This window comes from Marivirga tractuosa DSM 4126 (assembly GCF_000183425.1).
GTDB classification, from domain to species: Bacteria; Bacteroidota; Bacteroidia; order Cytophagales; family Cyclobacteriaceae; genus Marivirga; species Marivirga tractuosa.
Map to the genome: position 1 here is coordinate 3,260,999 of NC_014759.1, position 25,218 is coordinate 3,286,216.

A 25,218-nucleotide genomic window follows, 5' to 3' on the forward strand; every position below is an offset into this window, starting at 1 on the left:
TTGAGATAAAGCTGTCACTTGCAAAAAATATCTGTCGTTAGTAAAGAAAAGTTAATTGATATCATTATGAATTGCTAGCTTAAGAACTGTATCCAATCAAATACCAATATGAAAACTAGACACATTTTTAATTTTAATTCATTTTTAAAATTTAGTTTCATCATTTTCTCTCTTTTAGTTTTATCCAATTATTTATATGCGCAACAAAAGAGTCTTTTGATAGAAGGAAACAATATTTGGGTTCGTGATAGGCCCGGTACCGGAGAAGTAGTAATGAAACTCAATGACGGGGATAGTTGTGGATTTGATTTCCCTAGGCAGTTTGAAATTATTAGAGGTACGCCTCATTATTGGTACCCAATTCAATACAAAGGCCAGTATGGTTATGTGTTTGGGTCTCAAACCAATCAAGAGTTTACAGACTTACCATTAAAATCGGCAAATCCTGAGGAACTTTGGGAGCGATTTAAAAACCACTACTTGACCCAAGCTAAAAAGCAAAAAGAAGAATGGGATGACTTTGATTACGAATTTGAGGATAGGGGGAGTTCATTTCAATACAATTTTGTCGAAGACGGACCAAGTGATCTTCTTTTTTCTTTAGACACTATTGTAAATAGAGAGATTATCATTATTAAGCAGGAGGGAAAGATTGCAGGGGCGGCTGGTTTTGCAAATAGCTTTAAAAGTTTTGTTGGTTTGTACAGAAACGGAAATTATGAACTTTATCCAGATTTTAAGCAGTCATTTCAGGGAGTGCTTAAACATCTGATTCCCATAAATGAGAATGAATATTTAATGGCATCCTTTTATGATTCTGGAGATGGAATAGCGATGTTCAGAACCAGTTATTTTGAGGTATACTATATCAATACAAAAGACCATACAATACGATTGATAGCTAATGAATTAGGAAAAGCTATTGATGGTGTTTATGTGGAAGATGTGAAAGTAGAAAATCTCTTCAACACAAAAGTGGATATGAAGTACAAAAATGGAGATAAACATTTCACACTTATTGAACATAGGGCTAAAAAAACAGATGAATATTTAGGATTTGAACCCCATGATATCTTAAAGACAAAATATAAATGGAATGTTCGTCAATTTACCTTAGAAAAGCTCAGTGATTAAAAGTCATCAAGTGGTTTTTTAAAAAAAATAAACGCAAAGTTGGAACCATTTGAGTTAAAAGATATACCCATTGATCTTTCAAGTAGTATTATTATATATGAAAATTTTGCAGCCGCTAGCTTCCTTTTTTGGTCAACAGATTTTACTTTTCCAAGATTTGTCCTGATTCGGCTATTGAATAATTGTAAACTGTCGAGTCTTTTAAACTGCCCTTCTCATAAATACCTTCTTCACTTTCCACCAATTTATATTCATAATCAATCAAGTCAAAAGTAGAATCTGAAAGCCATTTGATAGTCATAGGGTCAACACCTTCTGTTTCTTTTCCGGTTTCAATGGTTGATAGTAATTCTCCGTTTTCCTTTGAGAAGCTTTTAATAAAGTGCTTTCTAACAAAAGTTCCATTGTCCGTTGTCTTTACAATAACAAAATCATTGGTTTCTTTAATTGTCATTAGATCAACGGATGGATCGTTTTTGACGACTTCAGCTTTGTCCATATCAAAATAAATAGCCTCATAAGGCTTACTTGCTGATTCCTCTGTAATTTCTTCCTGTTCTACTTTTTCTATTTGCTCGTCAGCAGAGTTTTCAGCTGTTTTTGTGTCTTGGCCACATGACCATGACACCAAAACTGCAATTGGGATCAATATTATCTTTTTCATAATTGAGAGTTTACATCAATCACCACTTTTCAAGTGTATTTAATTGAGTACAAAAATTTTTCATTTTTGATTACTATGCCTATTCAAATTAGCTAAATTTATGTTAGCAACTAAATTATATTTGTAAACAACTGATTTACTTTATAAACTACACCAAAAATTACTTTTTTCAAAAAATGAATGTCCCACAACCCATAATTCGCTCTAAACTCAGAAGAAAACTTGGAAAAGAGTTTTACATTTTGAAGCGTAAATGGGATTGGATGAAAAAATCTCAGTCATTTGCCAAAACCCAAATTCCGGAGCTCCTTCCAGAAGTAGTTTTTAGCCATAAATCCTTTTTGTTGCGGCCTTTAAAGGATGTGGATATGCAATTGCAAATCAATAAAATCACCAATTTGGAATTGGCGAATGAGCGAATTAGTAAAATCGTTATTCCTCCGGGGAAGACTTTTTCATTTTGGTATTTGGTAGGAAAACCCAGCTCGACTAAAGGCTACTTGCCAGGATTAATATTAAACCAAGGAAGAATTGAATCAGGTGTTGGTGGAGGGCTCTGCCAATTGGGCAATCTTTTGTTTTGGATGATTATGCATTCCCCATTGGAAGTAACAGAGCGCTATCGGCACGGCTTTGATGTTTTTCCCGATGTGAATAGGAAAATACCCTTCGGTGCAGGAGCTACTTTAGCCTATAATTACATCGATTTTCAATTTAGAAATACCACTGATATTAACTTTCAGTTGGAATTATATCTTACTAAAGAATACCTTAATGGCAACTTAAGGGCAGATAAGCCACTTCAATACAATTATGAATTATATGAGGCGGACCATCTTATCCAACACCAAAGTTGGGGCGGTTATACACGGCACAATCGGTTGGTGAAAAAAGTGACAGATAAAGAAAGCAAAGAATTAATTGAAGAAAACCTAAAGGTAGAAAATAATGCCATTATGATGTATGAGCCCTTTTTGGAAGCTTAATTTTTCAATAAATAGGCAGGCCTAATTTCATGTGGATTTTTCCAATTTTGGTGTAACTCATACATTGCTGCATTTTCATGCTTTTTTAGATTCGTTAGAAATAGTTGCCAATCGGATTCTTTTATGTAATAATAATTTACTGCCAATTGGTAAGGTTTTTCATGAAGATAGTATTCATAAAGCCGGTCAAAAGGCAAGTAAGCTATGCGATAAAGTTTGTCATCTTCTACTTCATATTCCACCTGCCATGGAAGGACATCCACCTGCGTATGATAAGTTATTATTTCGGCCATTGATTTATGGCCAATTATGAGTTCAGGTATGCTATTTTTCATCCAGTAGGATTCCAGTTTTCCCATCATTTTTGAATAGGTCTTGTAATCCGGATCATGCTTTTCTGGCGTATAAGTTTTCCAGCTAAAAAAAGAAGAAATAATGATGATGAATGTCAAGCTTTTAACCAGCCATGAATTAAGATTCAGGTTTTTAAAAGATACCAAGAACAACAATGGTAGCAGTAGCAGCCCAGCATGAAAAAGTCTGTAAGGAATATTGTCGGAGGTCATTTGATAAAAAGGGAACCAAAGGATAATGAAGATAATAATTATCACAAATTGGAAAGGAGGTATGCTTTGTTTTTTTATCAGCTGCCTGATGAGCTTTCCGATCACAAAGCTGAAAAATAAAATGCTCAAAATCATTTCCATTCTCCACCAAATAGAGGTTTTTTCGGTTTCGAACAGGTGAAAAAATGATAAATGAGGCAATTGCAATTGAGTACTTAATAAGGAATTGAAGCGCTCAAAATCATAAAATGAAATTAGGCCAGGCACAAAATGAAAAATACCCAGACTCAATAAGCCTAAAGTCACTATTCCAATCTTGAGCCTTAGATTTATTTTTTTGTTGAAAATCCATAATGCCACGGTGATTAAACCCAAAACGGCTGCCATCCTATGGGCAAAAAAACTCACTATCAATAAGGCAATAATGAAATACCAAGACCTCTTAACTAGGGCCGTTAAAAGCAAAACATAAACTATAATTCCCAATAGATTTTTAGGCCATTGAGAGGCAAAATAGGTAAGTTCGGGGCTGAAAAGCAGTAAAGCTAATAGTAGAAGGATATACTCAAAACGAATCTTTAGCTGAATGGCCAATAGATAAAAGGCATACATCAATAGAACCGTCAAACTTGCGGACAGGAATTTAACGGCAGTCACGGAATCCGTGAAGAACCAATCAGCAACGATAAGGAAGGGATAAAACAGATTCCATTCAGGTGAATGCATTTCTCCCGTGTTCTGAAAAGATGCTAATTGAATTAAATAATAGTAAGTGTCCCAGCCATTTGCAAATTCGCTCTGTTGGAGAGCTAACCATCTGAGCACAAATCCTGTAACTAGTAGACCAATCACTAAAAGCTTTTGGACCAGCGGTTTATTCATTACAAAGTGCTTGATTTGAAATAGGATAAACTTCACCTATAAAGCTAAAATGCCACCATTCCGTTCTAATTCCTTGGAAACCATTAGCCTCCATTACCGAGCGTAGCAATTTCCTATTTTCTTGGACTTGTGCAGGAAGCTGGTCATAATCATAATGTGCTTCTTTTCCAAAGTAATCAAAGTCAGTGCCCATGTCCAATGCCTTATTGGTTTTGATATTCACTAATGTGATGTCGACCGCATCGCCTCTATTGTGGATAGATCCACTCTTCGGATTGGCTACATATCTGGCATCGGGCATTACTTCCCACATTTTGTACTGCACTGCCCTTGGTCTGAAGCAATCGTAAAATTGGATCTTATAACCTTTTTTGACAAATTCCTTATTAGCTTGAATCAAAGCCTTCACCGTTCGTGCTCTAAGCCAGCAATTAGCGCAGTCATATACTTTTTGCCCTAAGAAATTATTGTCTGTAGCATAGCGCATATCATATTGAAATGAATCACTCACCTTGCGTAAATTAACAAATGCCGAGTCAGCCAATTCTTCGATGGCTATAAGATTTTGAACTTTATCTTTAACAGTGCTTTCTTCCTTTTGACTGGAGATATTCTGATTATTAGTATCTCCTTCTTTTTTCTTTTCTTGCTGACAGCTCAGCAAGAATAAAGCAGAAGTAAATAGTATGGTAATGATTTTATTCATTTGATTCTCGTACAATTTCATGGTTTTGAATGAACTTTTCTCCCTCAATCTTATCATTTGTAAAAGTTACAAAATCCTGAAATATTTGTATGTAGGAATCCTCTGATGACCCGGCATAATAATCTATGGTTCTGGAAATATTCATTAATTTTCCAAACACTCTGATTACCGCTTTATCGGGTCCTAATTCCTTTATCTCCCAATTCCCATCTGAGATCGTTTCTTTTAAAACTTCATCTCCTTCTCTTTCCTTATAGTAGGAAACAAATGTATAGTCGGATCTGAGAATGAAAGTACTACTGTAGCCATCCATTTCCCCATACCAAAAATCAACGGCATTGTCTAAGTAGTTTTGAAGCACTGTGTTTTTAGATTTTTTAATTAGTTCCCTTTTCAAATTTTCTTGCGCTTGATTCGAAACCACCATTAAATTGTCCCCTTGTAAAAATTTTAGCTCGCTTATCACTAAGTCTTCATAAGCAGTACCCTTGAAGCCACTATTAATGGTCATTGTGATATTTTTCCCATTTAGAGGTTGTTGGAAGTTAATGTACTGCTCGTCCATTTTATCTTCCAGCTTGAGGATGTTCGTATTGCCTTTTTCATCTTCTATTTTCAATTCCTTCACTCTTGCGTTTGCCTTAAAGTGGCTCTCAGAACGCTGGAAGCCATTATTGACTAATATCCCCGTGATTTCAGTTTCTGAGTCAAGGTTTACATTTATAGTTTCTCCAATTCCTAAACCTGGAGCACCTTCTACCCAGGCAAATTCTTTATGGGAATCCATTAGGTTTTGTACGCCATAAGCCTCATTTGGTGAAAGTGTAGAACTGGCAGTGAAACTACCAGGCAGTATTTGAGGAGCTTTTAAATTTAATCGATTTCCACCATGCATCATTTGAATTTCTGTTATGCCAATGGATTTATTTTTATCGAAAAATGAAGACCTCATGTATTCTCCATCGAATTTATCGGTTCTGCTAATATCCGATAGCCGCTCAAATTTAATATACAAGGAAAGTATGTTTTCAGCTTCCAACTCGATGAATTCATTATTTAGACTATGGATTCCTTCTTTACTTCCATTTGTGTAGATTTCTACTGCCTCCAACTTCGCAAAATTACCACCACTTTTTTGATTGATTTTCAAAAAATTAATTGCTGTTGGCTCTTTAAAGTAAAGCATAATGCCTTCATAAGGTCCTGCGCCCTTCATACTCTCCCAAAATGTGGTTGGTTTTCCATCAAATAAGTTCGCATATGAATACTGGTTGTGTGGCATTTTAGTGGAAGTCACATAGACACCTTTTAAATTCACATCAATACTTTTGTTTTTTGTTGGATCATCGAAAGGAGAAGACACTTCGGCTTCCATTTCTTCAGGAGCTTCCCCCATCGGTTCTTCGGTGGCTTCCATCACTTCTTCAGTTTCGCTGGCACTTTCATTTTGAGCGTCTGATTTGCTTGAAGAATTACAGGAATACAAATAAATACTAATGACTACAAGTGAAAATGTAAAATATAATTGATTGCATTTCATGAGCTTGATGTTTAAACGGAATAAAATATTTCAGAAAGAAAAATTACAGAATATCTATTGAAGAAGCGTTTATTTTCTTGTAAACGACTATTATTTTTTATAAACAGCATTATTATGATAATTTATTAATGATTTCCCGAACTGAGCTTTTATAATTTCTTCCAATTGGTATGGCACATCCATCAATGTATAAATTTTGTGTATCTACACTTGCTATTTTTCTGCTGTTGACTAAATAGGAGCGATGAACTCTTATGAAATGTTCAAACTGTAGTTCTTGCGCACAATTTGTCAAATTTTTGGATATCAGATATTCTTTATCAGAAGTAATAATCCTACAATAACTTCCCTCCGCTTTGATAAAAAGGATATCAACCTCCATTACTTTGGCATATTCACTGTTGGTTTTAATAAAGAATGCTTTGTTATTAATGTCCTTCGATTTCAGTTTAGTAAAATTATAGAAAGCCAATTCTAATGAATTGATCAGGTCTCCCTCACGAAAAGGCTTTGTTAAAAATACAGAAGGATTAGTACTATAAGCTCTTTTTTTAGTTTGGAAATCAGAGTTTGCAGTTAGAAATACTACTGGAAAAATATCGTATTCTTGCTGTAAAGATTCTACGAGATCAATACCATCTTTGTCTCCATTCAAATTGATATCAACCAGTAAAACATCTGGATTTGTATTTTGATAAGCTGAAAGTCCTTCTTCAAATGATTTTGCAGCTTGAGATACATGAAATCCATTAGAAATTAAAATCTCTTTTAAATCTAAAGAAGTAATGGGGTCGTCTTCTATGATCAGTACCTTGATTGTCAAAATTGGCTAAATTTCTAGTTACTAAATATAGCAATATTTATATAAAAAGCTTTTTTAGTGCCTAGAGAATTTTTCAGTAAGTGTGATTGAAGCACCAATAGACAGCTTAAATGATAGATAAACTGCATCTTTAGATGTTATTTAAACTTTCAGTTTAGGTTCTTAATTTTCTGTTTGATAAAGAAAGGTAAATAAAAAATTAAGAAATACGGAATTAAAATAATATCCATCCAAATAATGTAATAGGGCCATCCACCCAGTAAATCAAGAAAAGATGCATTATGCGGTTTGGTATTCAAAAATAAGTAATTGGAGTCTAGAAATACATTAAGAAGAAAAGAAAAAAGAACATGAGCTTGCACGAATAGAAAGGCCCAAAAAACTCCTTTAAAGCTTGGTCTTCTTTTAAATATGGTAATTTCGTAAAGGATGAAAATAATCAAGCCAGCATGGACTGACCAAAATTTAATATATTCATAATGGGGGAAGCTCATTTTTAGTCCAGGCGTTATAATAGCTTGGATTGCCCCACCAATAATGATGTAGTAAATAATATTAAATAGAAGAGAGTTTCGCTTAAATATGAATACGTAAAGCGGCAACAATAGTGCGATGAAATTGCAAAACACTAAAGGTAAGTCTTTATCTATTTCAAATCTCCCTAAATTGATTTCAAAAACACCCCATATAATTACAGTGCTTGAAATGTAAATGGATAAAAGTTTGAGACAGTTTTTCTGGAAGTCGATCTTCTGTTTCTTTGCAAAGAAAATCAAAATAACACCTATTAAAATGGCGAAAATAACACTTACCAAATGTTCCGTTCCAAACATTTTGAAGGACTCTTCTGCATGGTATATTGATTTTAAAAATTCCATAACATATAAGTTTTCAGAATAGCGATTTTCTACATTTTCATCTCAATCTGAACAGCAAAACCATTTTCATCTTGATCAAAACTAAATTGACCTTCATTTTTCTCTACAATTGCTTGGATAATACTAAAACCTAGACCAGTCTTATCGACATTAGATGGCGTATTTTTTCCATTGTCTCGAATGTTCATTTTTATAGATGAATCTTTTTCTGAAATATCAATTTTCAATTCAGGGTTATTATGATTTTCAAAGCCGTATTTAATGCAATTGGTAGTCAGTTCGTTTAATATCAGACCGATATAAATGGCTTTTTCAAAATGAATTTTGATTTTCGGTATTTCAAGAAACAATTGAATTTCTTTTCCATTATGAATATTGATAATAAGCATTTGAATTAAATTCTTAATATATTCATCTAATTGGATATCCATAAAATCTTCGTGATGATATAAATGTTCATGAATGAGAGCAATGGATTTAACCTTATTTTTAGTGGAAGCAAGCATTTGTTGCATTTGAACGGACTTCATCCTTCTCTCCTGCATGTTCATAAGGCTGATAATAACCTGCAGATTGTTTTTAACTCGGTGATGAACTTCCTTTAAAAGCATTTCATTTTCCTCTGTCCTTTTCAGTAAACTTTTGGTTCTTTCATTTACTTGCTTCTCCAACTTGGATGTATATTCTTTTTGGAGGCTCTCATTCAATTTTAGTTGTTTGATTAATTCTTTACTTGATGCGCTATGGTTTTTTTGAATTTGGTCTACCCTTACTCCTAAACCAAGGGAAAGAATAAATACTTCCAATATAAGTCCTGCCTGTATTACATAATTAATATTGTCCATTGATTGGGAAGTGGAATACAACTGACCTCCTAAAGATGCAATTAGCAGGATAAATACCCCTACCAAATAATAGTTTTTAATTTTGTTTTTAATTTTTGTAATCCTAAAAAGCGCAGCACCTATTAATATAAATTCTATGGTGATTGTAGGGATTTTATAGAAATAGGAATGTTGAACATCAAATCTAAAAACATAAAGCAGAGTGGACAGAGCAAATAGAAAAAACATATAGTAGATTCCCCATTTAATAACTTTATAAGCTTTGAATTCAACAGATTTCAGGTTGAAATATTCAATAGTAAAAAGCGCATAGAATAAAGTGATTGTGAAAGGGAATAACCAAAACCACATTGGGGAAATTTTATTGAAAATGGGTATAGCACTTCCTAATAAGCCATATTGATAGGCAAAGAACCACATTATAGAAAATAAGTAGAGACCGTAGTAAATATATACTTTGTCACGGCTTTGGAAGTAAAAGAAGATTGAAATAAGAATTAGAAATATTAATATGGATTGAAAGCAAGCTTGCACAATGTCCTTTTTGGTTTTCGTTTCCATAAATTCAAATAAATCAAATTTAGTTATTTGAGATATTCCAGCAGATTTCTCATCGGTAAAGGGGTAGTAAATGTAAAAGGTGCTAATAGTGTCTTTGGAATCTACTATTATGTGGTTTCCTTTTTTCAGATATTCACCCTCATGATTGTAGAAAATCAGGTTTCTCATATACCATTTTCCACCTTGAATAACAAAGGGCTTTTCTTCTGCTGATGAGATTTCAATTTTCACCCAATAGGATTCACCAATTTCAGGATTGAAATCATTTGGTAATGGTAAGAAATTCTCTGGAATAGAATCTTTATTCCCCGCAGCATATTGCAGTTGAAGTGTATTTTCAAATTGCAATGTGAGGAACGATATGAGTAAAATGCAATTCATTTTTAATCAATATTGAGTCAATTAGAAAGACTCAATTGATTATTATGATTGAAATGAGGTTGTTTTATATTCTGATTCACTCAATCATCGATTTAATTATATACAAACGAATATAACTAAAGTCTTATTAAAATAAAGGGTTTTAGGAAATAAAATGGCTCACATATTATTTCGATTTAGTTGGTAATTACTCTCCAAAAATAAGGTGAATGTAATTATTGCCCATCCACATATCCTTGCAAATAGCTGTATCTTTCAGTCAGCTTGCCATTTTCAGCAATAGTAGCATTTTTTATCACATCCTCTTTATCCTCACCTAATAAGTGTGGTAAAACATTGTCAATCATTTCTTGTCCAAAGCTTTCGGAAGCATCTCTTGGAAGTTCACAAGGTAAATTGTCTACAGCCATAACTGTAATGTTACTTTCTTCACTAAATTCAGGCTCAATAGTGTCAGTAGTAGGATTATAGTCATAAACAGGATCATCAACTGTCGCAGGCTTTTTTGTGCTTGGAATAGATCCTTCAATGTCACAAGTAACGTCCCCAATGATTCTTGTTTTAAATTCAGGACTGACAGCGTCTTCTTTGGTAAATAGAACAGGAGCACGAGGATCCCAAAAAGCACCGGCAATTAACATATCAGCTACTTTAGCATATTTTAGGAAATCCCCTTCGTAAAGCCCTGGATTTTCATAAAATTCATCTCTATTAAAAGCACCACCATCTTTTTTCTTGTGATAAGTATGACTGCTTAACTGTGCAAAGACGGGTCTGTCAAATCGTTCATTCAAGAATTCATGAGGGGAAACTTGCAAAATATTCATGCCATACATTACTTCCATGGCTCCCTTTGCAACTCTGCCACCACCAGTAATAGCAATTTTTATAGCGGGTAATTCTACCTTTTCAAATTCAGTTTTCATATCAGCTAAATCATAGCATTCATGAGCTCTTCTGATATTAAATAGATTATAACGCTGACCAAATGTCCATATCGTATTGTAAGCCCCTACGATTCCTGCAAATCGCCCAAAAGCAACAATCCTTTGATTCGTTTTGGAGTCGAGCAAGCATTCATAATCCACAAGCTTGATTTTTTTCTTCAGAATAGTTTGCAAAAGCTCACGGTTATATTCTTGCTCTTTTATGGTATGAGAAAAAAAGAAGTAGGTTTTTTCTGCTATTAATTTTTCCATCGGAACCTCCTTTACCCCTAATAGAATATCACTATTACTGATGTCATCGACCATTTCAATTCCGTGTTGTGAATATTCTTCAGGTAGGAAAACCCTAACATCACTTTTTTGAACTTTTACATCTACACCAAATTGATTAGCCACCATTTGGCATTGAGCTGGGGTTAGAGGCGAACGCTTGTCAACGGGTATTTTATCCTCTCTAATGATTCCTACTTTTAACATAAAAATGTAATAATTACTTATGGATTAATCCTTAAAGGTATTAAAAATAGTGGAGGTAACATGATAAAAAAAGCTTATTGACTAGAAAAAAGTCCATGAACTTCTGTGTCAATTTTACTTACGATTAAAGCAAAATCTTCCACATTGTTTAAATAGTCTAATTGGTTAACATCTATAATAATGAGTTTGCCAATATCGTATTGTTTCACCCAGGCTTCATAATGCTTATTCAGATTTTTTAGATAGTCAATCCTAATGGTTTCTTCATAATCCCGGCCCCTTTTTTCAATTTGTCCAACTAATTTTGGGATGTCTGCACGTAAATAAATAAGTAAATCGGGTGGTGTTATGACAGCTGCCATAGAATCAAACAATTCCAAGTAATTGTGGTAATCCCGATCGGACATATTGCCAGATTCATGAAGGTTTTTAGCGAATACATAACAGTCTTCATAGATGGATCGATCTTGCACAACGGTATGTTCGCTTTCCCTAATCCGTTTAACTTGCTGAAGGCGACTATTTAAAAAATATACTTGCAGATGGAAAGCCCATTGTTTCATGTCTTTATAAAAGTCCACTAAATAGGGATTATCTTCAACAGCTTCAAATTCAGTTTTCCAGCCGTAGTGATGAGATAATTTATTTGCTAAAGTGGTTTTGCCGGCACCAATATTCCCAGCTATGGCTATATGTTTTAATTGATCCATTCTGTTTTCCATCTGAGCACAAAAGTAAAAAATATAAGCTTTTCAACAGTTATATTTTGTGATATAATCTTCATTTAGTTTTTATTTGGACAAAGGCCTGGTTGCCAAATAATTGTTTAACTTTTTAGTAAGTGGCGGAACAAATGTTAAACAAAAGTAAAAGAAAATTAAACATATGTGGAAATAAAAACCTTTTAAAGCTTTTTGTGTTTAGCGTTTATAACTAATAATTAAACACTATGGAAACACTATTTCTAGCTGATGTTATAGACATCAAATCGGATGACCCAGTAGCTTTTACATTTTTTACTGGCTACATGGCAATGTTTGCAGCTTCTGTCTTTTTCTTCTTTGAAAGACAACAGGTTGATGGTAAGTGGAAAACTTCACTTTTGGTATCAGGGTTAATCACCATGATTGCGGCAGTTCATTATTACTACATGCGTGATTATTATGCAGCTACAGGTATGAATCCAACGGTATTACGATATATTGATTGGACTTTAACAGTTCCTTTAATGTGTGTTGAATTCTACTTATTGTTAAGACCAGCAGGTGCTAAGCAAAGCTTTTTGTGGAAATTAATTGCAGCTTCAGTATTAATGCTTGTTGCAGGTTATATAGGAGAAGCTTTCACAGACGGTTCAATGTTCCACTCAGTGTTCTGGGGTGTTGTTTCAACCGTAGGATACGTTTATATCTTATACTCTGCATGGGCTGGTGAAGCTGCACAATTAGCAAAATCTAGTGATAGTGCTGCAGTACAAAAAGGTATCAGAGCATTGGCTTGGTTCGTGTTAGTTGGATGGGCAATTTACCCTATTGGCTACATGGCAATGCCAGGTGGATGGTTAGGTGCAGATGGTCTAGGTTTATTACGACCAAACGACTTAGATTTAATCTATAATATTGGTGATGCCATCAATAAAATCGGATTTGGTTTAGTAGTATATAATATTGCAATGACAGAAACTAAAAAAGCTAAAGCATCAGCATAATTCATTTTTTAGTTAAAATTAGTTTGAAAGAGGAGCCGGAAAAGGCTCCTTTTTTTATTCTAGATGTTCTAGTGCTAAGCGAAAAAACTTATTGACAGGGAAAGCTTTTTCAAACCTATCTGCACAAAAATTAACTAATTTATCGTCCGTTATTTTATTTGCCGGATAGCGTTTCATAAAATAAAACTGCTTTTGAAATAAGATAGGAATCTCTTTGCCAAACTCCTTAAATGGGGGTTTTAGTATTTTATTTTTTTGTCCTTGTAGTTTGCCAAATTCCTCCTTAAACCCGTTTGAATCAAGTGCTTCTTCCAGCTGCTTCTCATTATAAAGTATTTCCTGTCTCACTTTATAAATATTTTCTGTTGAAAGATCGTATAAACCACCCCCTAGCCAAATCCCTTCAGCATCTAAATGCACATAATAACCAGGGAACTGTTCTTTCTTTGAAATCCTGGAGATATATGCTGCTACATTGTTTTTGTAGGGTTGCTTGTTTTTAGAAAACCGAATGTCTCTATTGATTCGGAAAATGGCATCCGTTGGTTTGATCATGATTTCAGGGTCAAACTTCTGAATAGCTAGAATTAAATCACCAACAAAAGCTTTAAAAGGGTTTTTAATTTCCTTTTCATATCTTTTTCTATTCTCATCAAACCACTCTTTATGGTTGTTTTTCTCCAATTCTTCGAAAAACTTTACAAAATCATTACTGAAATAAGCCATTGTTTCTATTTTTATTGGAACTAAAATAGCAATAAATAATTGTTATGTTTGTTTAAGAATAGTTCTATTATTTTCTCCCACATGGAAAATTATTACCAAATATTAGGTTTGAGTGAAATGGCAACATTATCAGAGATAAAAGTTGCCTATAAAAAGCTTGCAAAAGCATACCATCCTGATATTAATCCTACTTCTGCAGCGGAAGAGAAATTTAAAAGTATTTCTACTGCTTATACCATTCTCAGCAATAATGATTTAAGAAGGCAATATGATGTGAAATTGGCTCAAATGCGGCTAAATGCTAAGAGAGCTAGCATTCGTGCACAAGAAACGAGGCAAAAAGCATATAGAAATCCTTACCGAAATTATACCTATAGACCACCTGTATATAAGCCGGCAAATAATGCTAGTACAGAACGAAAGGCGACCTATTATGCACTGGGTATTGTGGCCTCGGTGGCACTTCTGCTTTATGTTGGAGTTACTATTTATGACTTTTATCAAGAAAGAAAGCTTCAACATATGATTAGTCAGTTCGATGAACAAGTGAAATATGCAGACAGTCTCTATTATTCTGGTAAAGTGCAAGCTGCACTGAATTTTATTGATGACATGAAATCTTCCAATAGTGACTACACACCTATCAAAAGGTATGAGATTGATTATTTGAATTTTAGAAGAGAACAAGCTGATATAGATTACAAAAATCAGTCTTACCAAGATGCACTTTGGGGCTATTTATTCTTTATGGAGTACAGTAAAAGTCAAAACCCTGATTTGCAGTACAGGCTAGCAGTTTGCTATAAGAACCTGAATGAGCCCAATAAAGCGGTGTTTATCTTAAATAGATTAATGAATAGTAATTACAAGCGAATGCGGATGATTTCACTCATTGCTGAGATCTACAAGGAAGAATTGAATGATTATGAAGTAGCCATGCAATATTACCAAATGGGTTTAAAGAGTATTTTGGCAGAATTTAAAAGTGTTTATGGCAATGCTTACCGCTTATTAGTTTCAGCAGAGAGAACCCCTGAAAGTTATAAGTCGATTTATTTTAATGCCTCTGAGATTCTTTATGACCAAGAGAATTATATTGAAGCATCAAAATTATTAGAGTGGGTTATATTTTTTAAACCAGAGAAGAAGCTTGGTTACCAGTATTTAATCGAGTGTTATCACCAGTTGGGAAATAAAAAGGAAGCATGTAATATTTTAAAAAAGGCAGAAAAAATGGATATTCGCCCCAGTATTAACTCTGAACTAAGCTGTAATTGATGCGACACCTCTTTATTCTATTCTTTTTCTTTAATATTACTTGTGGGATCAGTCAAAGTGATGAAGCCCGTAAACATATAAATATTTTAACTGCTGATTCTTTAGCTGGCCGTGGTTTTACAGAGAATGGACAAGAAAAGGCAGCAGATTTTATTGTTGAAAAATTACAGCAATTTGGAGTTAAAGCGGGAAGTGAGAATGGCTTTAAGCAGAAATTAACTTATTCAGTCAATACTTTCCCTGGTAGGGTTCAATTTTCTGTGGATAATGAGAAAACAGTAAAGATTTATTCAGCAGGCAAAGATTTTCTTTTTCATTCAGCATCTGGCCCAATTGAGATTACTGGAAGAATTAATGAAATAAGTGCTGGCTTTAAACTTCCGAAGAAAGCTAAGAATGAAGTTTTCTACATTGAAAAAATGGCTGATAACACCCAACCTATTCAGGAAATGACACAATCCTTTTTGTTTGAAGCAAAGGCCAAAGGCAATTTATTAATTATACAAGATAGTACTAAATGGAGTTGGTTTCCTTCTTCAAAGCAATCTGAGAACACTATTTTATATGTAAAGGATAAACTGGAAAATCGAGCGAAGATTAGCACTTTGAATGAAGCCAAATTTTTATCAGGTTTCCAATCATCAAACGTAATTGGAAAAATTAAAGGGAAAAGAAGTGATTCTGTGATCATGTTTTCTGCGCATTACGATCATTTGGGTCAAATGGGAAATGCTATTTTCAGAGGTGCTAATGATAATGCATCAGGCGTTGCTATGCTCTTAGCTTTGGCTCAATATTATGGCGCAAATCCACCAAAATTTGACACTTATTTTTTATTTACCACTGCCGAAGAAATAGGGTTGTTGGGTAGTTATCATTTTATTGAAAACCCTCCCTTTGATTTGCGCAAAATTAAAATGCTGGTCAATCTAGATATTGTAGGAACTGGTGACGATGGGATTACCATGGTGAATGCCAAAAAACATAATCGATATTTTGACTTGTTTCAAGAACTAAACAATGATAGGTTAGCCGAAATTAAAGCTAGGGGGGAAGCATGCAATAGTGATCATTGCTTATTTGATAGGATTGGAGTTCCAGCAGTCTTTATTTATACCTTAGGTGGAAAACAAGCTTATCATGATGTGTTAGATAATGGAGAAGACTTAAGTCTAGAAGCTTTTGATGAATTACATGACCTTATTATTGAGAGCTTAAAAGTTTATTGATTAAGCACTCAAACTAAAAATGGATCTTATTTCAGCTTCATGCTGATAATTTTTACCCTCTACTGCCTGTACAAAGTGATGGCTTAATTCTCTTCTGCTGAAGAACTGTTCTGCTGTACTTCTGGAAGCTTGTTGGTATTTATTTAGTAACTCAGACGAATCAATAAAAGGTTTTATCTTCTCTCCAAACTCAGCAGGAAAATCTGAATCAGCAAAAAAACCGATATGGCGTTTTTCAACCAATCCTCTAATCCATCCTTGAATATTAGTGATGATCAATTTACCTGAGGCAATAGCATCGAAAAATTTATTTGGTGAATTGGTTCTTAAAACTGGCTTGTGTAGAAATGATACATAGCAAGCATCCGTTACATTCATCACATCCCGAACATCCTCTTTAGTGCCATAAGGAATAAAAAAAATGTTTTTTAGTTGATTTTTGGCCACATAATCCTTGATTTCTGGCAAGCTGGAACCTTCGCCCATAATCAGAAATCGCATGGGCAAATGCATGCTTAATTCAGCACACTTAATTAAACTCATCAAATCATTCACTGGGCCAACTGCACCAAAATAACTTACTACAAATTTATTTTTAACTCCATATTGAAGAACCAAATCTTCGTCTTTCTTTTCAACTCTCTCAAAAAAGTCACAATCGGCAACATTTGGGATTAACTCAACCTTGACCTTAGGAGCGATTTTTTCTATATGATTTCGCATTCCAGGAGAAAGTGCAATGACTCTTTCAGCACTTTTATAAAATCTTAATTCTTGCTTCTTTAGCCAGAATTTCAGAAATGGATTTTTAATAACACCCATTTGAATAGGAGCCTCGGGCCATAAATCTCGCACTTCAAAAATAAAGGGTATATCAAACCTTTTTTGAGCCCATACAGCTATAAAGCCTACAGTGAGTGGTGTGCTAGTTGCAATTATTTTATCAAATTCATTGTGCTTATTAATGAAGTTTTTGCAAAGTATGATGAAATGTAGGAAAGCTTTAATTCGTCTTAAAAACCCAAATTGGTTTTCATACCGAACTGGTAAATAATGCACTTTTAGTCTGTCTATATCCTTGGAAACAGCCTTTTTCTCATTGTGAGCAGTCAGGATTTCTACTTCATGCCCTTTTGCTTTTAAAGCCTGCGCCATAAAATAAGAGCGATTGGCACCGCCTTCATCAGGGGTTTTGAAATATTGATGGATGTAAAGGATTTTCATTCGAACACTAAAGTAATTGCTTTAGGTTTATAACAAATAACAATTCAATTTAATTTTTTGCAATTCTCAATTTACTAATGTCCGCTTACTTTTTATATGCTCCATAATCATATCAGCATGAATCCTACTATTTTCAATAAACCATTTGTTGGTTTCCATTCCACCACAAATCACGCCTGCCAAATAAATGCCTTCTACATTGGTTTCCATGCTTTCAGCATCGTAAACTGGGGCATAGGGAGGTTCGGCTATTTTTTTAACACCCATTTTGCTTAAGAAATCATAATTGGGTTCATAACCGGTCATGGCTAAAAGAAAATCATTTTCAATGGTGATATTTCCTTTAGGAGTTTTGATATCAATTTCATCTTCTCTGATAGCAGTTATTTCACTTTGGAAAAATGCTTTAATGCTTCCTTCTTTAATTCTGTTTTCGATATCAGGCTTCACCCAATATTTCACCGTTTTACGAATTTCTTCTTCCCGAATTACCATGGTGACTTCCTTGGCACCTTTTCTGAAGCATTCCAAAGCGGCATCTACTGCAGAATTAGCAGCGCCCACAATAGCCAATTTCATATCATAATAAGGATGGGCTTCTTTATAGTAATGCGCTACTTTTGGTAAATCTTCTCCTGGAATTCCCAATTTATGAGGCAAATCGTAAAAACCAGTCGCCACTATTATATTCTCTGCCTGCAGGTCGAATTTATCTGTTTTTACCTTAAACCCACTATCATTTTTCTCAACTTTCTTCACTGCGTTGTATAGTGAAGTTTTAAGATTATGAGAGCTGGCAACTCTTCTATAATATTCCAATGCTTCCATTCTGGTTGGCTTTGGATTATGAGAGATAAAAGGTACTCCACCAATTTCCAACTTATCAGAAGTGCTGAAAAAGGTCATTCCATAAGGATAATGATAAAGCGAGTTAACCAAAGTGCCTTTATCAACGATTAGATAAGATAACCCTTCAGATTCTGCTTTTATTCCACAAGCCAAACCAATTGGGCCAGCACCAATTATTAAAACATCTATATTTTGCATCTAATTAATATCTTGATTTGCTATCAATATCTTAATTAATACGATAAGTGTACTGAAAGTTTTGGGAAATGCGCTTTTTATGAAGATTCTTATGTTTTAAGAAGAAAGACAGCCATAGAAACCTATCAGGTTTCAAGATTAAAATGGTTGGTGTGCCACCAACCATGGAGGTAGCTTACCCTGATCGGTGGCACACCGACCAGTATATAAGATATCATAAATTTGATAAACCTGACAGGTTTTGTGAGATAATATTTAATCAATCCACTCAAAACCAGTATAAGATTGCAGCACTTTAGGTACTCTAATTCCTTTTTCTGTCTGATTATTTTCCAAAATTGCGGCTAAAATTCTAGGGAATGCTAGAGCACTACCATTTAAAGTATGCAATAAGTGTTTTTTCTTATCCGCATCTTTGTAACGCAGTTTCAATCGATTAGACTGATAAGTTTCAAAATTAGAAACGGAGCTCACCTCTAACCATTTTTCTTGTGCCGCAGACCAAACCTCCATATCATAAGTCAAGGCAGAAGTAAAACCTAGATCTCCACCGCATAATCTCAGAACTCGATAAGGCAATTCTAATTTAGTTAGTAAGCTTTGAATATAACTGCTCATTTCCTCCAATGCCTGATAAGATTTATCAGGATGTAGAACTTGCACAATTTCCACCTTATCAAATTGATGTAATCTGTTCAATCCTCTAACATGTGCACCCCAAGAGCCCGCTTCTTTTCGGAAACAAGGCGTATAGGCAGTTAATTTTATAGGTAGATCTTCTTCGTTGATGATTTCATCTCTCAAAAGATTAGTAATAGGTACTTCTGCTGTAGGGATCAAATACAAGTCTGTATCTTCAATATGATACATTTGACCCTCTTTATCCGGTAATTGGCCTGTTCCGATTCCAGAGGCTTCATTAACTAAAACGGGTGGTTGAATTTCTTTGAAGCCTTGTTTTTCGGCTTCATCCAAAAAGAAATTTAATAGAGCTCTTTGCATTCTTGCACCCTTGCCTTTGTAAACAGGGAATCCTGCACCAGTTATTTTAATTCCTAAATCGAAGTCTATAATGTCATAATCTTTTATCAAATCCCAGTGAGGTTTTTTCCCTGAGTATAATTCAGGTTTTTTGCCATGCTCTGAAAGGATTTCGTTGTCATCTTCGCCTTTCCCTTTTTTTACATCTTCATGCGGCACATTAGGGATTTGATAGAGACTGTCCATTAATTCTTTTTCAATCTCCTGAGATTCTTCCTGCAAGATTTTGCTGCGTTGCTTGAGTTCAGCGGTTTTGGTTTTTACTTTCTCGGCTTCTTCCTTCTTACCTTCCTTCATCAAAACGCCAATGCTTTTTGAAATTTGATTTGATTCGGCCAATACTGAATCCAATTCAGTTTGAAGAGCTTTCCTCTTATCATCTAAGGCAATTATTCCATCGATTAGAGATTCAGCATTTTCAATATTTCTTTTCAATAAGCCTTTGACTGCATTGGCTTTATCCTCACGCAAATTTGCAACTTGTAACATTTCTCGAAATTTTTGGCAAAATAAGCTATTTTTAGTGGTATTATAAACAGAAACCTATCTTTAATGCCAATTTCTATTTTATATTTCTTAAATTGCTTGACAATTAAAAATGCTTGGCATATCATTGTATTATCTAAAAAGAATTCGGGACAAAGTTCAATGGTCTCGTTCAAAAAAATCCAAAAACATAATATCAAATTTATCATACCAACAAATCAGGATTTCAAGTCCTGAACAAGTAAAAGTCCCTTTATGTATAACATTGAAGAATTAAACTTAAAGCTACTTTCTGAACTTAAAGAAATAGCAGAAAAACTGGGAGTATCCCAGTACAAGAAATTGCCGAAGAAAGAATTGATTTACAAGATTTTGGACCAACAAGCACTTTTGCCTGAAAGTGATTTACCAAAAAAGGGTGAGGAAAAATCTACTCCTAAATCAGCACCGGCATCCAAGAAGGAATCAGCTCCAAGAGCTAAAGCTCCTAAAAAGGAGGAAAAAGCTGAGACTAAACCTGATAAAAAAGCTGAAGAAGCTCCATCTAAACCCCAAGCAGAGGGAGACGATAAGCAAGAACGCAAGCCTCGTCCAGCACCAAAAGATAAAAGGCCTAGACCAGAAAGAGCTGAGCGTTCGAATGATAAAGGCGATAGACCTCCTAGACCAGAAAGGAGCGATAGAAATGATAACCGCTCTAAAAAAGCTGACATTAAAGATTTTGACGGTATCATAGAAAATGAAGGTGTATTGGAAATGATGCAAGACGGATACGGTTTCTTGCGTTCTTCTGATTACAACTATTTAGCAAGTCCTGACGATATTTATGTTTCTCCATCTCAAATCAAATTATTTGGTTTAAAAACAGGAGATACTGTGAAAGGTCAAATCAGACCACCTAAAGAAGGAGAAAAATATTTCGCCTTATTAAGGGTTTCTTCCGTAAATGGAAAAACAACCGAGGAAATCAGAGACAGGGTTCCTTTTGAATACTTAACTCCTCTTTTCCCAGAAGAAAAATTCAACCTAAGCACCAAGCCCAATAAATATTCCACTCGTATTCTAGATCTTTTTGCACCTATAGGAAAAGGACAAAGAGGTATGATTGTAGCTCAGCCCAAAACAGGTAAAACTGAATTATTAAAAGAGGTTGCGAATGCAATGGCGGAAAATCACCCAGAAGCTTATTTATTGATTTTATTAATTGATGAGCGACCTGAGGAGGTAACAGATATGGCGCGTTCTGTAAAAGCAGAAGTAGTAAGTTCTACTTTTGATGAACAGGCAGACCGTCATGTGAAAGTTGCCAGTATGGTATTGGAAAAAGCCAAAAGGATGGTGGAATGTGGGCATGATGTAGTGATCTTATTGGATTCCATCACACGTTTAGCTAGAGCATATAATACAGTGGTTCCTTCATCAGGGAAAATATTATCAGGTGGTGTGGATGCTAATGCATTGCATAAGCCAAAAAGATTCTTTGGTGCTGCCAGAAATTTAGAAAATGGTGGTTCTTTAACAATTTTGGCTACGGCTTTAATTGAAACTGGTTCTAAAATGGACGAAGTGATCTTTGAAGAATTCAAAGGAACTGGTAATATGGAATTAGTATTGGATAGAAAATTAGCTAATAAGCGTATTTATCCTGCAATTGATGTTCCTGCTTCTGGTACAAGAAGAGAAGACTTGTTGATGAGCAAAGAAGAATTGCAAAGAGTATGGATATTACGTAAATTCATGGCAGACATGAACTCAGGAGAAGCAATGGAACTTTTATTAACTAAAATGAAAGGCACTGTGGACAATGATGAGTTTTTGATTTCCATGAATGGATAAACTGACAAAGAAAATAATTGATTTACCTAAGCGGCTTCTTGTGGAGGAGCCGCTTAATTTATATTCTGGCATTCGTGGAATGTTTCGGGAAAGCTCCAAAATTGCCGGTCTTCCTCCAGGAAGTGCTGTTTATACCGGTTTCCGAAAAGACACCCCATTCAATATTGACCTTTTTTCCTACAGCGAAAACACGCTTGAGGAGAAAAATAATATCTCAATAGAAGAGATTATTAATTTACCTAAGGACGGAAATTTCAATTGGATAAATATTGAGGGCATCCATCATGCTGAAAAGGTCAAAGAAATTTGTGAGGCGTTTGGAATCCACCCGCTTACGATGGAAGATATTTTATCCGTTGGTCAGCGTCCGCAGATTGATGATACTGAAAACTATCTTTTTGTAGCTTTAAAAATGCTGCAATTTGATTCCAAAAAAAATAAAACCCTTAATGAGCAAGTTAGTTTTGTGTTAACCAAGGATTTGCTGATTACCTTCCAAGAAAGGAAAGGCGATACTTTTGAAGCCGTTAGGAACAGATTAAGAGCTGGCAAAGGAAGGATTAGAAAAGAAGGACTTGACTATTTGCTTTATGCCTTGGTCGATACCGTGGTTGACCACTATTTTATCGTGCTGGAAAAATTTGGAGATATTTTAGAGGAGATTGAGGAACGCATCATGTTTCAAGGTCAGAAAAGAGATTTTGACTTACTTTATACGCTTAAGCGAGAATTAATTCATATTCGCAGGTCTGTTTGGCCCTTACGAGAAGTGATTAGCAAATTAGAGCGCGATGAAATAAAATTGATTCGAAAGCATACTCGTCTATATATCAGAGACGTTTACGATCATACCATTCAGGCTATTGATTCAGTAGAAACCTATAGAGATTTTATTTCCAGTTTAGGAGATTTATATCAGTCAGTCATTAGTAATAAGCTGAATCAGGTCATGAAGACGTTAACCATCTTTTCTGTTATTTTTATTCCTTTAACCTTCATTGCAGGGGTTTACGGAATCAATTTTGAAAATGTACCTGAATTCCAATGGGAATATGGATATGCTTACTTTTGGTCTTTATTGATTGGAATGGCGGTAATTACATTAGGGATTTTCAAGTATAAAAAATGGATGTAGAGCATAATTATTAATTTATGCCAGTCTTAATAAGATTTTAAATTGATGAAAAAAGGAGTTCTTTATCTAATCCCAACAATTATTGCTCCCAATACTGAATCCAAAGCATTGCCTGCTGATTTGGTTGATGTATGTAGCCAATTGGATTATTATTTGGTCGAAAATTTGCGCACTGCCAGAAGATGTTTAAGTGCGATGAACATCAACAAGCCTATTCCTGAAATCACTTTTCATGAGCTAAGTAAAAATACAGAAGATACCGCTATTCCTAATTTAATGCAACCGCTTTTTGAAGGTAAATCAATTGGAATAATGTCGGAAGCAGGATGTCCAGGCATTGCTGATCCAGGAGCACGTGCAGTAGCGTTTGCGCATGAAAATGATATAAGAGTGGAACCTTGGGTAGGGCCTTCTTCTATATTTTTAGCCTTAATGGCTTCGGGCTTTAGTGGTCAATCTTTCGCTTTTTCTGGCTATTTACCTATTGATAAGAAGGAGAGGTTGCAAGCTATTCGAAATTTGGAGCAGACTTTTTTTAAAACAGGTCAAACCCAGATTTTCATGGAGACACCCTATCGAAATAATCAGTTGTTGGAAGATATTCTGAGAATGTGTGCCCCTCAATTGAAATTATGTATAGCAAAAAACATCAATTCAGAAGAAGAAATGATTAAAACTGATACCATTCAGAATTGGAAAAAAAATATTCCTAAGCTGCATAAAGTGCCGTGTATATTCCTGTTCGGAATGAATTGATAAATGGCTGACATTTATCACTAATAAATTAAAATTATTATAAATAGTCTGTTAAATTTGCCCCTTGAAAAATTAAAACGTTATGCCATATTTATTTACCTCAGAGTCGGTTTCAGAAGGACATCCTGACAAAGTAGCCGATCAGATATCAGACGCATTATTAGATAATTTCTTAGCTTTTGATCCTCAATCAAAGGTGGCTTGCGAAACGCTGGTTACTACTGGTTTGACTGTTTTGAGCGGTGAAGTACGCAGTAATTCGTATGTAGATGTGCAGCAAGTAGCCAGAGATGTTATCAACAGAATTGGTTATACAAAGGGCGAATATATGTTTGATGGAAATTCCTGTGGTGTAATTTCTACTATTCATGAGCAATCCCAAGATATCAATCAAGGTGTTGACAGAGGTAATCCTGAAGAGCAAGGAGCTGGTGATCAGGGAATGATGTTTGGCTATGCTACCAAGGAAACTGAAAATTACATGCCATTGGCATTAGATCTTTCCCATAAGATTTTGATGGAACTGGCTAAATTAAGAAGAGAAAATAATGATATTCAATATCTGAGACCAGATTCAAAATCTCAGGTGACTATTGAATATTCTGATGATAATGTTCCGCAGAGGATTGAAGCTATAGTGGTTTCTACTCAACATGATGGATTTGATAATGATGATGAAAAAATGTTGACTAAAATCAAAAATGACATCATCAATATTTTAATTCCTAGAGTAAAAGCTCAATTAAAACCTGAATTGCAAAAGCTTTTTAATGACGATATCAAGTATCATATTAACCCAACAGGAAAATTTGTAATCGGAGGTCCTCATGGTGATGCTGGTTTAACTGGAAGAAAAATCATAGTGGATACTTATGGAGGAAAAGGAGCTCACGGTGGGGGTGCTTTTTCTGGAAAAGATCCTTCAAAAGTGGATAGATCTGCAGCTTATGCAACGCGTCATATTGCCAAAAACTTAGTGGCGGCTGGTGTGGCTGATGAAATATTAGTACAAGTATCTTATGCCATTGGTGTAGTTGAGCCAATGGGTATTTATGTAAGTACTTACGGAAGTGCCAATGTAGGTATGACGGATGGTGAAATCGCTAAAAAAGTTTCTGAAATATTCGATATGCGTCCTTATGCAATCGAAACCAGATTGAAATTAAGAAACCCAATGTATAGCGAATCTGCTGCTTATGGGCACATGGGAAGAGAACCAAGAACTGAAAAGAAAACTTTCCATGCTAGTAATGGAGATGTTTTCTCTCAAGAAGTAGAGCTTTTTACATGGGAGAAATTAGACTATGTGGATAAGGTGAAGGCAGCGTTTGGGTTGTAAAATTCAATTCATTTTTGATCATC

22 protein-coding genes are annotated in these 25,218 nt (G+C 34.7%); 9 read left to right on the forward strand and 13 right to left on the reverse strand.

Going from position 1 to position 25,218, the window contains the following annotated elements:
• The first annotated feature begins 108 nt into the window (after positions 1-108).
• Positions 109-1,134 (forward strand): hypothetical protein, encoded by a 1,026-nt coding sequence (locus tag FTRAC_RS13860; protein ID WP_013454893.1) that lies wholly within the window; start codon positions 109-111, stop codon positions 1,132-1,134.
• 142 nt (positions 1,135-1,276) lie between these two features.
• Here the strand turns inward: FTRAC_RS13860 and FTRAC_RS13865 are convergent, their stop codons facing one another.
• Complete coding sequence (locus FTRAC_RS13865) at positions 1,277-1,798, reverse strand: hypothetical protein (RefSeq protein ID WP_013454894.1); 522 nt, start codon at positions 1,796-1,798, stop codon at positions 1,277-1,279.
• Between the two features lie 176 nt (positions 1,799-1,974).
• Here FTRAC_RS13865 and FTRAC_RS13870 point away from each other — a divergent pair, with 176 nt between their 5' ends.
• Positions 1,975-2,784 carry a VanW family protein gene (locus tag FTRAC_RS13870; protein ID WP_013454895.1) on the forward strand — a complete coding sequence of 270 codons (810 nt, stop codon included), beginning with the start codon at positions 1,975-1,977 and terminating at the stop codon, positions 2,782-2,784.
• On the opposite strand, the gene FTRAC_RS13875 is transcribed toward FTRAC_RS13870, so the two are convergent.
• The 8 genes from FTRAC_RS13875 to FTRAC_RS13910 all read right to left on the reverse strand — a co-directional run bounded on the left by FTRAC_RS13875 (position 2,781) and on the right by FTRAC_RS13910 (position 12,100).
• Positions 2,781-4,232, reverse strand: coding sequence for a hypothetical protein (locus tag FTRAC_RS13875; RefSeq protein WP_013454896.1), 1,452 nt, complete (start codon positions 4,230-4,232; stop codon positions 2,781-2,783). The genes FTRAC_RS13870 and FTRAC_RS13875 overlap by 4 nt on opposite strands.
• On the reverse strand, positions 4,225-4,959 hold the full coding sequence (locus FTRAC_RS13880) for a M15 family metallopeptidase (RefSeq protein WP_013454897.1): 735 nt from the start codon (positions 4,957-4,959) through the stop codon (positions 4,225-4,227). Before FTRAC_RS13880 ends, FTRAC_RS13875 begins: the two co-directional genes overlap by 8 nt.
• Positions 4,931-6,478 (reverse strand): NADase-type glycan-binding domain-containing protein, encoded by a 1,548-nt coding sequence (locus FTRAC_RS13885; RefSeq protein WP_013454898.1) that lies wholly within the window; start codon positions 6,476-6,478, stop codon positions 4,931-4,933. The genes FTRAC_RS13880 and FTRAC_RS13885 overlap by 29 nt, the downstream gene beginning before the upstream one ends.
• A gap of 112 nt (positions 6,479-6,590) precedes the next feature.
• Positions 6,591-7,301, reverse strand: coding sequence for a LytR/AlgR family response regulator transcription factor (locus tag FTRAC_RS13890; protein ID WP_013454899.1), 711 nt, complete (start codon positions 7,299-7,301; stop codon positions 6,591-6,593).
• Positions 7,302-7,450: 149 nt separating this feature from the next.
• Positions 7,451-8,179, reverse strand: a complete 729-nt coding sequence (locus tag FTRAC_RS13895; protein WP_013454900.1) for a YwaF family protein — start codon at positions 8,177-8,179, stop codon at positions 7,451-7,453.
• A 29-nt stretch (positions 8,180-8,208) separates the two neighbouring features.
• Positions 8,209-9,966: a histidine kinase dimerization/phosphoacceptor domain -containing protein gene (locus FTRAC_RS13900; RefSeq protein WP_013454901.1), complete on the reverse strand. Its 1,758-nt coding sequence runs from the start codon at positions 9,964-9,966 to the stop codon at positions 8,209-8,211.
• Positions 9,967-10,181: 215 nt separating this feature from the next.
• The gene (locus FTRAC_RS13905) at positions 10,182-11,390 is read right to left on the reverse strand and encodes an NAD(P)-dependent oxidoreductase (RefSeq protein ID WP_013454902.1); all 1,209 of its coding nucleotides are present in this window, start codon (positions 11,388-11,390) and stop codon (positions 10,182-10,184) included.
• A 74-nt stretch (positions 11,391-11,464) separates the two neighbouring features.
• A complete protein-coding gene (locus FTRAC_RS13910; protein WP_013454903.1) occupies positions 11,465-12,100 on the reverse strand; it encodes a deoxynucleoside kinase in 636 nt (211 codons plus the stop codon).
• Between the two features lie 239 nt (positions 12,101-12,339).
• Here FTRAC_RS13910 and FTRAC_RS13915 point away from each other — a divergent pair, with 239 nt between their 5' ends.
• Positions 12,340-13,098: a bacteriorhodopsin-like gene (locus tag FTRAC_RS13915; RefSeq protein ID WP_013454904.1), complete on the forward strand. Its 759-nt coding sequence runs from the start codon at positions 12,340-12,342 to the stop codon at positions 13,096-13,098.
• Between the two features lie 54 nt (positions 13,099-13,152).
• On the opposite strand, the gene FTRAC_RS13920 is transcribed toward FTRAC_RS13915, so the two are convergent.
• Positions 13,153-13,824 (reverse strand): DUF2461 domain-containing protein, encoded by a 672-nt coding sequence (locus tag FTRAC_RS13920; protein ID WP_013454905.1) that lies wholly within the window; start codon positions 13,822-13,824, stop codon positions 13,153-13,155.
• 81 nt (positions 13,825-13,905) lie between these two features.
• Here FTRAC_RS13920 and FTRAC_RS19375 point away from each other — a divergent pair, with 81 nt between their 5' ends.
• A complete protein-coding gene (locus FTRAC_RS19375) occupies positions 13,906-15,102 on the forward strand; it encodes a J domain-containing protein (RefSeq protein ID WP_013454906.1) in 1,197 nt (398 codons plus the stop codon).
• Complete coding sequence (locus FTRAC_RS13930) at positions 15,102-16,331, forward strand: M28 family metallopeptidase (RefSeq protein WP_013454907.1); 1,230 nt, start codon at positions 15,102-15,104, stop codon at positions 16,329-16,331. Before FTRAC_RS19375 ends, FTRAC_RS13930 begins: the two co-directional genes overlap by 1 nt.
• Here FTRAC_RS13930 and FTRAC_RS13935 read toward each other — a convergent pair whose 3' ends face one another.
• The 3 genes from FTRAC_RS13935 to serS form a co-directional block, all read right to left on the reverse strand.
• Positions 16,332-17,555: a glycosyltransferase family 4 protein gene (locus FTRAC_RS13935; protein WP_013454908.1), complete on the reverse strand. Its 1,224-nt coding sequence runs from the start codon at positions 17,553-17,555 to the stop codon at positions 16,332-16,334.
• A gap of 66 nt (positions 17,556-17,621) precedes the next feature.
• A complete protein-coding gene (locus FTRAC_RS13940; RefSeq protein ID WP_013454909.1) occupies positions 17,622-18,602 on the reverse strand; it encodes a YpdA family putative bacillithiol disulfide reductase in 981 nt (326 codons plus the stop codon).
• A gap of 255 nt (positions 18,603-18,857) precedes the next feature.
• Positions 18,858-20,132 (reverse strand): serine--tRNA ligase, encoded by a 1,275-nt coding sequence (gene serS / locus FTRAC_RS13945; protein WP_013454910.1) that lies wholly within the window; start codon positions 20,130-20,132, stop codon positions 18,858-18,860.
• A gap of 252 nt (positions 20,133-20,384) precedes the next feature.
• Here serS and rho point away from each other — a divergent pair, with 252 nt between their 5' ends.
• The 4 genes from rho (at position 20,385) to metK (ending at position 25,195) form a co-directional block, all read left to right on the forward strand.
• Positions 20,385-21,965, forward strand: coding sequence for a transcription termination factor Rho (gene rho / locus FTRAC_RS13950; RefSeq protein ID WP_013454911.1), 1,581 nt, complete (start codon positions 20,385-20,387; stop codon positions 21,963-21,965).
• On the forward strand, positions 21,958-23,100 hold the full coding sequence (corA, locus tag FTRAC_RS13955) for a magnesium/cobalt transporter CorA (protein ID WP_013454912.1): 1,143 nt from the start codon (positions 21,958-21,960) through the stop codon (positions 23,098-23,100). Before rho ends, corA begins: the two co-directional genes overlap by 8 nt.
• Before the next feature lie 45 nt (positions 23,101-23,145).
• Positions 23,146-23,856 (forward strand): SAM-dependent methyltransferase, encoded by a 711-nt coding sequence (locus FTRAC_RS13960; protein WP_013454913.1) that lies wholly within the window; start codon positions 23,146-23,148, stop codon positions 23,854-23,856.
• An 82-nt stretch (positions 23,857-23,938) separates the two neighbouring features.
• Positions 23,939-25,195: a methionine adenosyltransferase gene (metK, locus tag FTRAC_RS13965; RefSeq protein ID WP_013454914.1), complete on the forward strand. Its 1,257-nt coding sequence runs from the start codon at positions 23,939-23,941 to the stop codon at positions 25,193-25,195.
• Positions 25,196-25,218: the final 23 nt, after the last annotated feature.